Annotated in this window: 9 protein-coding genes and 1 pseudogene; 5 read left to right on the plus strand and 5 right to left on the minus strand. The window is 64.1% G+C overall.

What is annotated here, in order from left to right; translation table 11 throughout:
- Positions 1-79: 79 nt before the first annotated feature.
- The 3 genes from B0G80_RS21055 to B0G80_RS21065 form a co-directional block, all read right to left on the minus strand.
- Entirely contained in the window at positions 80-616 is a 537-nt protein-coding gene (locus B0G80_RS21055; RefSeq protein ID WP_106279988.1) for a TonB family protein, read from the minus strand.
- A 355-nt stretch (positions 617-971) separates the two neighbouring features.
- A complete protein-coding gene (gene argH / locus B0G80_RS21060; protein WP_116119269.1) occupies positions 972-2378 on the minus strand; it encodes an argininosuccinate lyase in 1407 nt (468 codons plus the stop codon).
- A gap of 158 nt (positions 2379-2536) precedes the next feature.
- Positions 2537-3349 carry a helix-turn-helix transcriptional regulator gene (locus B0G80_RS21065; protein ID WP_116119270.1) on the minus strand — a complete coding sequence of 271 codons (813 nt, stop codon included), beginning with the start codon at positions 3347-3349 and terminating at the stop codon, positions 2537-2539.
- A gap of 155 nt (positions 3350-3504) precedes the next feature.
- On the opposite strand from B0G80_RS21065, the gene B0G80_RS21070 reads away from it, so the two are divergent.
- Positions 3505-4257, plus strand: a complete 753-nt coding sequence (locus B0G80_RS21070) for a class I SAM-dependent methyltransferase (protein WP_116119271.1) — start codon at positions 3505-3507, stop codon at positions 4255-4257.
- 72 nt (positions 4258-4329) lie between these two features.
- On the opposite strand, the gene ppc is transcribed toward B0G80_RS21070, so the two are convergent.
- On the minus strand, positions 4330-7545 hold the full coding sequence (ppc, locus tag B0G80_RS21075) for a phosphoenolpyruvate carboxylase (RefSeq protein ID WP_116119272.1): 3216 nt from the start codon (positions 7543-7545) through the stop codon (positions 4330-4332).
- Positions 7546-7958: 413 nt separating this feature from the next.
- Here ppc and hemC point away from each other — a divergent pair, with 413 nt between their 5' ends.
- From hemC to B0G80_RS21090, 3 genes and pseudogenes are all read left to right on the plus strand, one after another.
- Positions 7959-8972: a hydroxymethylbilane synthase gene (gene hemC / locus B0G80_RS21080; protein WP_116119273.1), complete on the plus strand. Its 1014-nt coding sequence runs from the start codon at positions 7959-7961 to the stop codon at positions 8970-8972.
- On the plus strand, positions 8972-10990 hold the full coding sequence (gene hemDX / locus B0G80_RS21085) for a fused uroporphyrinogen-III synthase HemD/membrane protein HemX (protein ID WP_116119274.1): 2019 nt from the start codon (positions 8972-8974) through the stop codon (positions 10988-10990). Before hemC ends, hemDX begins: the two co-directional genes overlap by 1 nt.
- 2 nt (positions 10991-10992) lie before the next feature.
- Positions 10993-12184 (plus strand): annotated as a pseudogene (locus tag B0G80_RS21090) (heme biosynthesis protein HemY).
- A 143-nt stretch (positions 12185-12327) separates the two neighbouring features.
- Here B0G80_RS21090 and B0G80_RS21095 read toward each other — a convergent pair.
- Positions 12328-13233: a LysR family transcriptional regulator gene (locus B0G80_RS21095; protein WP_116119813.1), complete on the minus strand. Its 906-nt coding sequence runs from the start codon at positions 13231-13233 to the stop codon at positions 12328-12330.
- A 189-nt stretch (positions 13234-13422) separates the two neighbouring features.
- On the opposite strand from B0G80_RS21095, the gene B0G80_RS21100 reads away from it, so the two are divergent.
- Complete coding sequence (locus B0G80_RS21100) at positions 13423-14856, plus strand: MFS transporter (RefSeq protein WP_116119815.1); 1434 nt, start codon at positions 13423-13425, stop codon at positions 14854-14856.
- The last annotated feature ends 59 nt before the right edge of the window (positions 14857-14915 follow it).

A 14915-nucleotide genomic window follows, 5' to 3' on the forward strand; every position in this document is an offset into this window, starting at 1 on the left:
GAAAATTATAGCGAGCGCGGCCGCGCCGCAGCAAGGCAGGGCCGGTTTTGCCGCGCGCTTTGCACGACACGAACCGTGTTCAATCGATGGTCTGCGCTTGCGGCGAGGCGAGCTCGCGGAGCTGGAATTTGCCGTTGTCGTTGAACAGCCAGTCTTCGAATAGCTCGAGCTGGCCTCGACCGTTCAGCAATTTGCCGGGCGGTTGCGGCAGCGGCGCGGCGCGCCGCAAGCTGGCGAGCGCGGTGCTCTCGGCTTCGTCGTCGCCGTTGGTGCGATACACCGCCGACTCCAGCACATGGCCATTGCCATCCACCGTGAACGACACGACCACCAGCGAGCGCAGCATCGCTTGCGGCGTGCCGCGCAGCACGTAAGACGGATTGCGTTCGATAATGCGTCTGGCCACGGCCTCGCGGTACTGGTCGAGCGTCGCACTGTTGATGGCGGCCGCGGGCGTCGGCACGCTGGCGCGTGGCGGTGGTGTGATGGTGCAGCCCGCCATGCCGATAACCAGGCCGGCGACGAGGAGCATGCCGCGCACATGCGCGGGCCGTACGCCGACGCTGCAAACGCAGCGTCCGTTGCAATGGCGAAGATGACGCGTGCGAGTGAACATGATGAGGGAAACCACAAAGACAGAGCCTGATTTGATGGTAGTCAAAATCCGCCAGGAAGCAATTGGCGTTCGCCCGCTCTATGTGGTCCAACCGACTGTAATAGGCGGAAATATGAGCGAATTGGTTGGCGGCGAAAACACGCCTACACTTCGATGGCCTCTTTCGAGAGGCATCGGTGGAAGTCTTTCATTTAGCCCGCTTCGCGCGGGCTCTTTCTTTTTTGCGGCGCGAAAAACAGAAGGCGAACTCGATAACGAGTTCGCCTTTCTATCCGCGAGCTGCGTGCAGGAGCCAAGCAGGACCCAAGCACGAGACGAGCGCAGAATGCGCGCTCACCGCATGTCGCGCGTCCGCTTACTTCAGCGCTTCACGTGCCGCCTTCACCGCCGCGAGCACTTGTTCCGGCGCCGTGCCGCCCGGATGATTGCGGCTCGCCACCGAGCCTTCCAGCGTCAGATACGAGAACACGTCTTCGCCGATCAGATGCGCGACGTTCGGCAATTCCTGACGCATTTCCTCGAGCGTCAGATCCGCCAGATCGCAGCCGCGATCCGCGCAGACGCGCACGGCCAGCGCCACCGCTTCGTGTGCGTCGCGGAACGGCAGGCCGCGTTTGACCAGGTAGTCGGCCAGATCGGTGGCCGTGGAGAAGCCTTGCAGCGCGGCGTCGCGCATGGCTTGCGGCTTCACCGAAATACCGGCGACCATTTCAGCGAAGATGCGCAGCGTATCGGCAACCGTATCGACGGTGTCGAACAGCGGTTCCTTGTCTTCCTGATTGTCCTTGTTGTACGCAAGTGGCTGGCCTTTCATCAGCGTGAGCAGCGCGATCAGATGGCCGTTCACGCGGCCAGTCTTGCCGCGCGCGAGTTCGGGCACGTCCGGGTTCTTCTTCTGCGGCATGATCGACGAGCCGGTGCAGAACCGATCCGCCAGATCGATGAAGCCGACGCGCGGGCTCATCCACAGCACAAGCTCTTCGGAGAAGCGCGAGACGTGCGTCATGACGAGCGCCGAGGCCGCCGTGAATTCGATCGCGAAGTCGCGGTCCGACACCGCGTCCAGTGAGTTCGCGCAGATGCCGTCGAAGCCCAAAGTCTTCGCCACCGCGTGACGATCGATCGGATAGCTGGTGCCGGCGAGCGCGGCCGCACCCAGCGGCAGGCGGTTCACACGCTTGCGGCAGTCGATCATGCGTTCGGCGTCGCGCGAAAACATTTCGACGTAAGCGAGCAGGTGATGGCCGAACGTGACCGGCTGCGCCACCTGCAAGTGCGTGAAGCCCGGCATGATGGTCGAGGCGTTCTTCTCCGCCATGTCGAGCAGAGCCGTGCGCAATTCCGTCAGCAAACCGCCGATCCGGTCGATCTCGCCGCGCAGCCACAAGCGGATATCCGTCGCCACCTGGTCGTTACGCGAGCGGCCGGTGTGCAGGCGCTTGCCGGCGTCGCCGATCAGCGCGGTCAGGCGCGCTTCGATATTCAGATGGACGTCTTCCAGATCGAGTTGCCACTCGAACTCGCCGCGCTCGATTTCGCCCTTGATCTGCGCCATGCCGCGTTGGATCGCGGCGAGGTCGTCGGCGGCGATGATCTTTTGCGCGGCCAGCATCGAGGCGTGCGCGAGCGACCCTTCGATGTCGACGAGCGCCAGACGCTTGTCGAAGAAAACCGACGACGTGTAGCGTTTGACGAGTTCCGACATCGGCTCCGAGAAGCGAGCCGACCAGGCTTCGCCTTTTTTGTGCAGTTGGGACGTCATGGTGTTGGGCAGTTAAGCGGCAGTTGAGCGAGCGGTGAAGAGGCTGGCGACGCGAATGCACATGCCGTGCAAAGTGACGCCGAAGCGAGGAAAGACAGGGATTTTAACACTCGCCGGGAGGCTTAAAGACGCCGTGCGCCGCGGCTGTGTCCCATCACCTATTCGCGCACCAGCACTACCAGCTTCAGATCTTCGCGATGCGCGGGTTTGAACGTGATCTGGTCGTAGACGATACGGCCGTCGCGCGGATGGTTGAACTCGCGCCGTCCGCCTTCGCGGCCGCCCACGTCCTGCGAGGCCCAGAAGCGCGCGAACGCATCGCTCGCGGCGGTGAGCGAGTCGATCAGCGCGCGGGTGGGCGCGTCGTTCAGATGGCGGATCGAATCGGCGCGGAATTCGGCGGCGAGCCGCCGCGCGCGCGTTTCCCAATCGACGATCAACTCACGCGCGGCCGCTTCCGTGAAGGTATAGCGCAGCAGATTGCGGTCGTGCGCGCCGTCCAGCCAGCCGACGAACAGGTCCGTGGCGCGCTCGTTCCACGCGAGCGCATTCCACTGGCGGTCGAGCACATAGGCCGGCGCACTGACAAGCTGCACGGTTTGCAGCAAGGTGGCTGGCGCGTCGGCGGCGGCCGGATCGGGCTCAGCCGGGTCGCGCTGGGCGGCCAGTTCGAACAGATACGCCCGTTCGGCCCGCGACAGTTGCAACGCGACGGCGATGCGCGCGAGCGCGTCGGCGGACGCGGAGACCGGGCGCCCCTGTTCGATCCATGTGTACCAGGTCGGACTCACGCCGCACAGTTGCGCGACTTCCTCGCGCCGCAATCCGGGTGTGCGGCGGCGCGGCCCAGGCGGCAGGCCGACCGCTTGCGGCGAGAGCCGCTCACGGTGAGCGCGGATGAAGTCGCCGAGCGCGCGGGCCGGGGTGGCGTCGAGCGGCGGCGGGTTGTCGGCGGAAGACGGCGTGGTCATGCTGAGCGGGCGATAGGTCGACGAAGGGGAGGGAGGTAATGGCGATACCAGAATAATCGCTTAACTTGTACCGGTACACAGCGGGCTCTATTGTAACGGCTGGAATCGCACACCGCGCTTCCAGCGCTGCCCCAAATACATAACCGGAGCCTCCCATGAAGCATCACGATCAGGTCGCCGACGCCTTTGGCTCGACCGCCGCCGCCTATTTGACGAGCCCGACCCATGCCACCGGCGCCGATCTGCGGACGCTGGCCGAATCGATCGCGGCGACGCCGGATGCGACGGTGCTCGACATGGGTTGTGGCGCCGGCCACGCGAGTTTCGCGGTCGCGCCGCACGCGCAAGCAGTGGTCGCCTACGACATCGCGCCGCAAATGCTGGCGACGGTGGAAGGCGCCGCGAAAGAACGCGGTCTTGCCAATATCCGCACGCAGCAAGGCGCGGCCGAAGTGCTGCCGTTCGCCGACCATTCGTTCGACTGGGTAATCAGCCGGATGAGCGCGCATCACTGGCACGACGTGCCGCTCGCACTCGCCGAAGTGCGGCGTGTGCTGACGCCGGGCGGCAAGGTGTTGTTCATCGATATCGCCGGCAGCGATCATCCGCTGCTCGACACGCATATTCAGGCTATCGAGTTGTTGCGCGACGGCTCGCATATTCGCGATTACCGCGCCGACGAGTGGCTCGCGTTATTTGCCACGGCCGGGTTCAGGGCATCGATTCGCGAGCGCTGGCGCATCGATATCGAGTTTAGTTCGTGGGTTGCGCGCATGCGCACGCCAGAGCCGCGCGTGGTGGCGATTCGTTCCCTGTGGGCGAATTCGCCGGATGAAGTCCACCAATATTTCGACGTGCAGGAAGACGGCTCGTTCAAGCTCGACGCGTTGATGATTGAGGCGCAATAAAAAGCCGGGCGCGACGAACAGTGTCGCGCCCGGCTTGTGTGCTCAAAGGCGTGCAATCAACCGCGTGCGTGCTTAGCCCGTGTTGCGCAAGCCCGCCGCAATCCCGTTGATGCTCAAATGAATGCCGCGCCGCACGCGCGCGTTGGTGTCGCCGGCGCGGTGACGCTTGAGCAACTCCACCTGCAAGTGATTCAGCGGATCGAGATACGGGAAGCGATTCTTGATGGAACGCGCGAGCAGCGGGTTCTCCGCGAGCCGTTCGCTCTTGCCCGTGATCTCCGACAACACCTTCGACGTACGCTCCCACTCCGCGACGATCCGCTCGAACACGTGCTTGCGCAGCTTCTTGTCGGACACCAGCGCGGCGTAGCGCGAAGCGACCGCGAGGTCGGTTTTTGCCAGCACCATGTCCATGTTCGACAACAGGTTGGCGAAGAACGGCCACGTCTTGTGCATTTTCTTCAGCAGCGCGAGACGGGTCTTGCGTTCGGCGTCGGTCGGCGCGCTGTCCAGATGCGCGGCCACCGCGCTGCCGAAACCGTACCAGCCGGTCAGCAGCAACCGGCATTGGCCCCATGAGAAACCCCACGGAATCGCGCGCAGATCTTCGATCTTGCGTTGCTTCGGATCTTGCAGTTTGCGCGAGGCCGGCCGGCTGCCAATGTTCAACTCGGCGATCTCCGCGATCGGCGTCGACTCGAAGAAGTACTCCTTGAAGCCCGGCGTTTCGTAGACCAGCGCGCGGTAGGACGCCATCGCCGCGTCGGACAACTGCTGCATCGTTTCCTCGAACGCGGGCAGTTGCGCCGGTGCAATGCCGTGCGGCAGCAACGACGCTTCGAGCGTGGCGGCGACCACCGTTTCCAGATTGCGCCGGCCGATTTCCGGATTGCCGAACTTGCTGGCGATCACTTCGCCTTGCTCGGTCAAACGGATCTGGCCGTCGACGGTGCCCGGTGGCTGCGACAGAATTGCCTGATAGGTCGGACCACCGCCACGGCCCACGGTGCCTCCGCGTCCATGGAACAGACGCAGCGTCACGCCGCGTTCGTTGAAGAGCGACACCAGCGCGAGTTCGGCGCGGTACAACTCCCAGTTCGACGTGAGGAAGCCGCCGTCCTTGTTGCTGTCCGAATAGCCGAGCATGACTTCCTGCTCATTGCCCTGATGTTCGATCAGCGCGTCGACGCCCGGCAGCGCGATCAGGTCGCGCATGATGTGCGGCGCGTTGCGCAAGTCGGGGATCGTCTCGAACAACGGGATGACCATCAGGCCCGCTTGCGCCGGATCGTTCGCGTCGCCCAGACGGCCGTGCAGCAGGCCGGTTTCTTTTTGCAGCAACATCACTTCGACCAGATCGCTCACGGTTTCCGTGTGCGAGATGATGTAGTTGCGCACCGCGCGCGCGCCGAATTTCTCGCGCGTGATGCGCGCTTCCTCGAGCACGCCGAGCTCGCTCTTCACGAGATCGGAGTAGTCCGCGTACGGCAGGCGCAACGGACGCGGCTGCGCCAGTTCGGCGAGCAGCACCTTGAGCTTGTCTTCTTCCGTGAGCGCCGCGTAGTCGTCCTCGACGCCGGCGCGCTTGAGCAGTTCGGCGATCACCGCTTCGTGAATGTCGGAGCTCTGGCGCAAGTCGATGCTCGCCAGATGGAAGCCGAACACTTCGGCGGCGCGCGCGAGCGGCGACAGACGCGGTGCGGCGAGCGGTGCGCCATGATGCTCGGCGAGCGAATCGATCAGCACGTGCAGGTCGCGCACGAATTCGGCCGAGTCGCCGTACGGCGTGGCGCGGATCGGCGCTGCGCCGCGGCCCGCGCTGCGCACCGGCACGCTGCCTTCGCCCAGGCGCACGCGCGCGCTCGCGGCGAGCCGCGTGTACATGCCGATCAACGCCCGGCGATACGGCTCGTCGGTACGATGCGGCGACTGGTCGGGCGAGGCGGCGGCGAGTTCCTTCAGGGCGTCGCTGGCGCCGGCCAGCAGGTTCGATACCGACAACTCCGCGCCGAGCTTGTGCACCTGCTCCATGTAGTGCTCGAAGATCACCGCGGCCTGGCGGGTGATGGCGTTTTCGAGCGTTTCGGCCGTGACGTTCGGATTGCCGTCACGGTCGCCGCCGATCCAGCTGCCCATCTGGAAGAACGGCGGCAGGCGCGCGTCGATGCCGTGCTCGACGAGCGCTTCCTCGATATCGGCGTAGAGCGCCGGGATCTCAGAGAGGAAAGTGGCACGGTAATACGACAGCGCGTTCTCGATTTCGTCGGCCACGGAGAGGCGCGAATCGCGCAACATGCGCGTTTGCCATAGCGACGTGACGCGGGCGCGCAGCATCGCTTCGTTGTCCGCGCGCTCGCGGTCGGTCAACTGCTGATCGCGTTCGGCGAGCAGGCGCGCGACGTCGTGCTGCGCGTCGAGAATGCTCTTGCGCTGCACTTCGGTCGGGTGCGCGGTGAGCACCGGCACGATCAGCGCGTCGTTGAAGAACTGTTGCAGGACCGGCGTGGCGGCCGCGTTGGCTTCGACCAGCCGTTCGAGCGCATGGGCAATCGTGCCCGGTTGCGAGGTCGAACCGGCCAGTTCGTGAATCCGGTGACGGCGATTGCGGTGGCGGTCTTCAGCAATGTTCGCGAGATGCGAAAAGTAGCTGAACGCGCGCACCACGCTGACCGTTTGCTCCGGGCTCAGCGAGCGCAGTTTCTTGTCGAGCGTTTGCGCGGCGGCGCTGTCGTCTTCGCGGCGAAAGCGCACGGCGGTCTGGCGGATCGTTTCGACGACGTCGAACACCGCGTCGCCTTCCTGTTCGCGCAGCACGTCGCCGAGCAGGCGTCCGAGATAGCGGATGTCCTGGAACAGCGGATGGTCCTTGTCTTCGCGCGTGCGGCCATTGTTCTTCGGCGCGGAAGCGGAAGCCGGTGAAGACGATTCCTCCGGCACGGCCTGCAGCGCGGGCGCTTGCGGCGCATCGGCGACCACCTTGATCTTCACGGAGCCGCCCTTGGCGGCTTTCTGCGCCTTGGCGGCGGACGCGGCTTGCGTCGTCTTATCCGTTTTGACTGCCTTTACGGCCTTGTCCGTCTTGACGGGCGCGGAGGTCTTGGCGGCCTTGCCGGCTTTGGCGGCGTGAGCAGCCTGAGCGGGTTTGCCGGCGCGTTTGACCGATGTGGACTCAGCAGCGCTTGTGGCCGAGGCGGCGGCAGAAGCGGCGGGCTGGGCGGCGTCGGCCGCGCGAGCGTTGGGCGATGCAGTGTTGCGGCGGGCAGGGCGCGCCGATCCGGAAGACGTCACGATGGGTTTCCTCAGGGAAGCCAGGGTCTGTTGAGTGATGAACTGCTACTGCGGAACTGCACTATGAACTGCAACGTGAACTGCAAAGGGAACTGCGCGAAACGGTGTGCGCCGATGGCGATACGCCTGAGAGGAGACTGTGCGCCAGAACGGCGCCGCGCGTTTGCACGACACTCGTTCGAGGCACCTGCGGCACCTGAGCCAGGTCAGACCGCATCGCATCATCCCGCATGCGGCGGCCCGGTGCGCGAACGACCGTGCGTGAAGATGCCGGGATGGGGCAGGCGCGCACCGCGCGAAGCCCGTCTCCTCTATCGATACCGCTTCAGCACGGCGCCTGGCTGCGTCTTGGGACGCAAGGCCGCGTGCTAACATTGTTTGTTATTACATCCCGTCATTCGATCAGCAAGCTAATGAACACCGAGACGTTTTCCACGCCACCCCACACGCTTGTGATTGCGTCGCGAGAAAGCCGCCTGGCCATGTGGCAAGCGGAGCATGTGCGATGTGCGCTGCACAAATTATATCCATCTTGTGACGTAAAAATCCTCGGAATGACAACACGTGGCGATCAAATTCTCGATCGCACTTTGTCGAAGGTTGGTGGTAAGGGCCTCTTCGTGAAGGAACTGGAAGCCGCGCTCGCCGACGGCCGCGCCGACCTCGCCGTGCACTCGCTCAAAGACGTGCCGATGGAATTGCCCGAAGGCTTTGCGCTGTCCACCATCATGGAGCGCGAAGATCCGCGCGACGCGCTGGTCTCCAATGATTACGACTCGCTCGCGGCGCTGCCGGCCGGCGCCGTGGTCGGCACCTCCAGCCTGCGTCGCGAAGCCATGCTGCGCATGCGTTATCCGCACCTTGAAGTGCGGCCGCTGCGCGGCAATCTGGACACGCGTCTGTCGAAACTCGATCGCGGCGATTACGCGGCGATCATTCTGGCCGCAGCCGGTTTGAAGCGTCTGGGTCTGGGCGAGCGCATCCGCGCGCTGCTCGATCCTGAAGACAGCCTGCCCGCAGCGGGCCAGGGCGCGCTGGGCATCGAGATTCGCGCCGATCGCGCCGACCTTGCTGCATGGCTCGCACCGTTGCATCACGACCACACGGCGGCCGCCGTCGAAGCGGAGCGCATGGTCTCTCGCGCGCTCGGCGGCAGTTGCGAAGTGCCGCTCGCCGCGTATGCCATGTGGCGCGATGGCGCGCTGCATCTGCGCGGCATCGTCGCCACGCCGGACGGGCAACGCGTGTTGAGCGCGCAGGCGTCGGCGCCGGCGCCTAGCGTCGAACGCGCGGTTGCGCTCGGCCAGGAAGTGGCGAACGCGCTTGAACAGCAGGGCGCCATGGACATCGTGCGCGCGCTCAGCACCGCCAGCGGTCCCGCCGCGGCGAAGCAGGGCGCGGCGGACAGCGCGGCGACCGGCGAGTGATGGCGGCCGATATCCCAGGTAACACTCCTTCACCCGTCGGCAAGGCGGCGTTCACGGTCGTGATTACGCGACCGGCCGGTCAGTCGAACGAACTGATCGCGCGGCTCGCCGCCGCCGGCATCGCCACGCTCGACTTTCCGCTGATCGACATCGCGCCCGTCACCGACGACGCGCCCTTGCGCGCCGCCTTGGCCTCGCTCGAACGCTATGCGCTCGTCGTGTTCGTGTCTCCGAATGCCGTCGATCAGGCGTTTGCCCATAGCGACGCGATCTGGCCGCATGCGCTGCCGATCGGCGTCGTCGGACCGGGCAGCGTACAGGCGCTCGCGCGCCATGGCGTCGCGGCGCCGGCGTACAAGGTGATCAGTCCGCCGTCCGGTTCGGATGAAGACACCGCGCGCTTCGATTCCGAAGGTCTGTTCGCCGCGATCGATACGGCGCTCGGCGCAACCAGTCTCGAAGGCAAGCGCGTGCTGATTGTGCGCGGCGACGGCGGCCGCGAATGGCTCGCCGAGCGCCTGCGCGAAGCCGGCGCCGAAGTCGACACGGTCGCGGCATACCGGCGCCTCGTGCCGGAACCGTCGATCGGCGCCTGGGCGCGCGTGCACGAGTTGCTTGCAGGCGAGCCGCACGCGTGGCTGCTCACCAGCTCCGAAGGCGTGCGCAATCTGCACGAACTGGCGCAAGACCACCTCACCGCCGGCGAGATCGCGCAACTCAAACGCGCCGCGCTTGTCACGCCGCATCCCCGTATCGCGCAGACCGCGCGGGCATTGGGTTTTGATAGCATGACGGTGTCCGGCGCGGGAGATGAGCGCATTGCCCGCGCCTTGATTGCCGCCGTCCCGCCCGTCGTCCAACCGGTATCGTCCAATCCGGCTCATTCACCGGCTAAATCACGCATGACTGAAACGAACGCATCCACGAACGCTTCACCCCAGCCGGCCGCGACCACTGCGTTGCCGCCGAATCAACCCTTCACGCCCTACGAAGCGCAAAAGCGCCATAGCGCGAGCGGACCGCTGCTGTGGTTTGTCGTCGTGATCATGGCTTGCGCCGCGGGCGTGGGCGGCTATGCGCTCAATCGCAAGGTCGAGCGCACGGAGCAGCAGATCGTGCAGCGCCAGCAAGCCAACGACACGCAGACCAACGAACTGCGCATCAAGACCGAGCAGGCGCTCGCCACGGTGCATCAGTCGGAGTCGCAGGTTGCGCAACTCGAAGGCAAGCTCGCCGATGCGCAAACCTCGCAGCAGGCGCTGCAACAGCAATACGCGGACCTCGCGCGCAATCGCGACGACTGGACCCTCGCCGAAGTCGGCCAGATGCTCTCCGCCGCCAGCCAGCAGTTGCAGCTCACCGGCAACACGCAGCTCGCGCTGTTCGCGCTGCAAAGCGCCGACACGCGTCTCGCCGCATCGGACAGCCCGCAAGCGGTCGCCGTGCGCAAGGCCATCGCGCAGGACATCGACAAGCTGAAGGCCGCGCCTTCCACCGATCTCACGGGCATGGCCATCAAGCTCGACAACGCGATCGACCAGGTCGACAACCTGCCGCTTTCGGGCGAAGCGCCGATCGCGCACGCCACGCCGCGAGCCGCGACATGGGCCGACACGGCCAAGGTGGCCGCGGCCACCGGCGAACCGCGCTGGAAGGTGTGGTGGCGTGAAGTGAGCACCGGCATCGGCCAGCAGTTGACGAGCCTCGTCCAGGTGCGCCGGATCGACAACGCCGACGCGATGCTGGTCACGCCCGATCAGGGCTACTTCGTGCGCGAGAATCTCAAGCTGCGTTTGCTGTCGGCGCGTCTCGCCTTGCTGTCGCGCAATGAGACCACGCTGAAGTCCGATCTGCAGGCGGCGCAGAATGCGCTCACGCGTTACTTCGACAACTCGTCGAAGAAAACGCAGACCGTGACCGATCTCGTCAAGCAGGTGGAAGCGGGCTCGGCTGCGGTTGAACTGCCGAATCTGAACACGAGCCTGCAGGCCGTCAATCAATACCGAAGCCGAGGTTAATCATGGCGATCCGGGGACTTCTATGGCTTGCGTTGCTGTTCGTCGTCGCGGTGGTGCTGGCGGTGGTCGGGCGCTTCGACATGGGCCAGGTGCTGCTGATCTATCCGCCGTACCGCGTCGATATATCGTTGAATCTGTTCGTGGTCGGGCTGGTGGTGCTGTTCATCCTGATCTATGCACTGCTGCGCATCTTCCGCAATATCTGGCGCATGCCACAGCGCGTGGCCGCTTATCGCGCGCGCTCGCGTGTCGCGAAAGCGCATGCCGCGTTGCGTGACGCGATCGGCAATCTGTACGCCGGCCGTTTTTTCGCGTGCGGAGAAAGCCGCCAAAGACGCGCTCGCGAATGGCGACAACAAGGGCGCGGCCGGGTTGATCGCGGCCACCGCGGCGCATCGCATGCATGAATATGCGCGACGCGACGAGTGGCTCGCGCAGATCAACGAGGCCGACTGGCAGGATGCACGCCTCATGGCCACCGCCGACATGCGCGCCGACGGCCGTGACGCGGACGGCGCATTGACCGCGCTGACGCAAATGCAATCACAGGGCGGGCGGCGCATCCACGCGCAGCAGATCATGTTGCGCGCGCAGCAGCAATTGAAGAACTGGGGCGAAGTGCTCAAGCTCGTCAAGACGCTGGAAAAGCGTGAGGCGATTCATCCGGCGGTGGCGGTGCGTTTGCGACAGCTGGCGGCGGAAAACCTGCTGCGTGACCGGCGTCACAATGCCGATGCGCTGCTGGAGTTGTGGAATTCGTTGTCGGCTACTGAGCGTCATTCGCCGCGTCTCGCGGATCTTGCTGCGGAGTTGCTGGTGGCGCTGAATCGTCCGCAGGAAGCGCGCAAGATCGTCGAGGAAGCGCTCGCGCAAAACTGGGATGCACGCCTGCTGCGCCGCTATCCGGATACGGCGGGCGGCGACGCGTTACCGCTGATTCAGAAGGCCGAAGCGTGGCAGAAGGATCGTCCGGAAGATGCGGATTTGATGTTCGCGCTGGGGCGCTTGTGTCTGCATCAGCAGTTGTGGGGCAAGGCGCAGTCGTTCCTTGAGCGCGCGTTGAAACTCGCGGACAACGAGACGCTGAAGATTCGCTCGCATCGTGCGTTGGCGCGTTTGCACGAGCAACTCGGCGATGCGGATAAGGCGAGCCAGCATTATCGTGAAAGTGCGCTGGCGATGAATATCGTTTGAGGTTTTTTGAGCGGCGCGTCTGTTCCTGGCGCGTGGCTTTGAAACCGTAATTGCGGGTTGATGAATGAAAATGGCCGCAGCGGATGCTGCGGCCATTTTTCATTGATGCTCGGCCGCCCTGGTCCTGGCCAACTCACGCGATACTAACTTTTACTCGAAAACAAATCGGCCACAACGGATCGCAGCCAGCGATTGCCTGCCTCGTGATGGTACTTCGCGTGCCAATGCTGCCGCACCGCGAATTTGTCGACCGGGAAAGGACAGGAATGGACCGCGAGGGCGTTCACTCTTGCCAGCGTTTCCCCGATGTTCCGCGGCAACGTGGCAATAAGATCCGTCGACTTTATGATTGACCCCAACCCGAGCATGCCCGGAAGTTCGAGCACCACATCGCGTTCTATGTTCTCGCGCAACAGCGCCTGCTCCAGCAATTGCGCGCCTGTCCCAGCGGCGATGATCACGTGTCCCTCGCTGCAGTAGTGCTTCATGCTCAGTCTCGAGCGCACGCGCGGGTGATTCGGATTGGCGAGGCACACCCAGTCCTGCATATAAAGCTGTTGCTGATACATCCCACTGCCAAGCCACGGTACATGCCCGATCGCCAGATCGGCCTCGCCGGATTCCAGCGCGCGCTCCGTATTTCCATCGATTCTCGCGGCTTCCAGCCGAATGCCCGGGGCATGCGCGCGCACGTGCGCCAGCATGCGCGGAAGCAGGGTGATGTGACTCGCATCGGTCATGCAAATGCGAAAGCGGCGCTTTGCCGTTGTCGGATCGAAGGAGATTTCCCACGCGGAAAATCGGCGAAGCGACTCCAGAATCTCCCTGCACGGTCCGATCAGCGCGTCCGCCTGAGGCGTCGGAGTCATGCCGCCCGGCGTCCGGACAAACAGTGGGTCCTGCAGATGTTCGCGCAAACGTCCCAGCCAGATACTGACCGTGGGCTGACTCTGTCCGAGTTGATCCGCGGCCCGCGTGACGCTGCGCACGTCGTACAGCAGATCGAATAGCTGCAGCAGCTTGAGATCGGGTAGCTCGGATGTGCTCATGGCAGTATTGTCCAACGCAATGCCGTCATTGTATCCATTGCATTGCGCCGGCGGATGCATCCCCGTATCTTGATTTTGGGCACGAATGCGCGCCGTCGCGTGCGACCGGCCACATTCCAGCCGCCAGAGAAGCAGCCGACGATGCTGCTCCAGTCAACTCAGAATCAGGAGACGTTCATGGACAAAGGAATGCTGCGGCAAGGCGGCGCAATAGACGGGCGCCAGGATGAAAGAGCGCGCAAACAGGCACGCAAAGCGAGAGCAAGCGGCTGGATAGGGTCCGCGCTCGAGTACTACGACTTCTTTATTTACGCGCAAGCCGCGGCGTTGATTTTTCCTCAGATCTTCTTTCCCAAAGGCGATCCAAAAATCGCGATCGTGGCCTCGCTGGCGACGTATGGCGTGGGGTATGTGGCGCGGCCCATCGGCGCGTTCGTGCTCGGACATTGGGGCGACACCCACGGGCGCAAGACCGTGCTCCTGATTTGCATGTTCCTGATGGGCTTTTCCACGATGGCCGTCGGCTTATTGCCTACGTATCAATCGGTCGGCATGCTCGCGCCGGCGCTGCTGGTGATTTTGCGCCTGGTTCAAGGCTTTGCCGTCGCGGGCGAAATCTCAGGCGCCAGTTCGATGATCATGGAGCAGGCCCCGTTTGGCCGGCGCGGCTACTTCGCGAGCTTCACGTTGCAAGGTGTGCAAGCCGGTCAGATTCTAGCCGCCGCGGTCTTCCTGCCGCTTGCGTACTACATGCCGGAAGATGCCTTCGTCGCATGGGGCTGGCGCATTCCGTTCCTGCTCAGCGCCGTCGTCCTGATTGCCGGCTTTATCATTCGACGTGAAGTCGACGAAACGGCCGCGTTCGCCAAGGAAGATGCGAGCGGCCGGGTCGCGCGCGCGCCGATCCTCGAAGCGTTCAAGTACAGCTGGCCTGACATGTTTCGCGTCCTGTGCATGGCGTTCATGAACGTGATACCGGTCGTCACCACGATCTTCGGCGCTGCGTATGCGGTGCAGCCCTCCTATGGCATCAACTTCCATGCGAGCGTGTATTTGTGGATTCCGGTGGTCGGCAACATCGTGGCGGTGCTCGTCATTCCGTATGTCGGCAATCTCTCGGACCGCATCGGACGGCGGACGCCGATGATCTTCGGCGCACTCTCTTCGGGTCTTCTTTCGTACGCGTATCTGTATGCGATCAGCGTTCACAACCTGCCGGTCGCCTTTGTGATGTCGATACTGATGTGGGGCGTGGTGTACCAAGGCTATAACGCGGTCTTCCCCGGCTACTATCCGGAATTGTTCCCGACGCGCTTTCGCGTCTCCGCCATGGCGATCGCCCAAAACATCGGGACGACCATTACCGCGCTGCTTCCCGCGCTGTTCGCGGCTGTCGCGCCGCCGGGATCGCACAATGTACCGCTGATGATCGGCTCGATCACGCTGGGCGCCACGATTATCTCGGCGCTGGCCGCATGGAGCGCGCGCGAGACGTACCGCGTGCGTCTCAGCGACCTTGGTATGAAAGACGCCGCGCCAATGCCTAAAGAACAATACGACGAGCTTCGCGAGGAAGCATTGGGCGAAGCAAGACTCGCGAAAGCGGCCATGCAGACGCGTTGATTCGAAATGAACGGGCGCATCTGCGATGTGCCCGTTCTTGCCCTGTCGATATCCGCCGC

Origin of the sequence: Paraburkholderia sp. BL6669N2, assembly GCF_003387275.1 — a bacterium.
GTDB lineage: Bacteria > Pseudomonadota > Gammaproteobacteria > Burkholderiales > Burkholderiaceae > Paraburkholderia.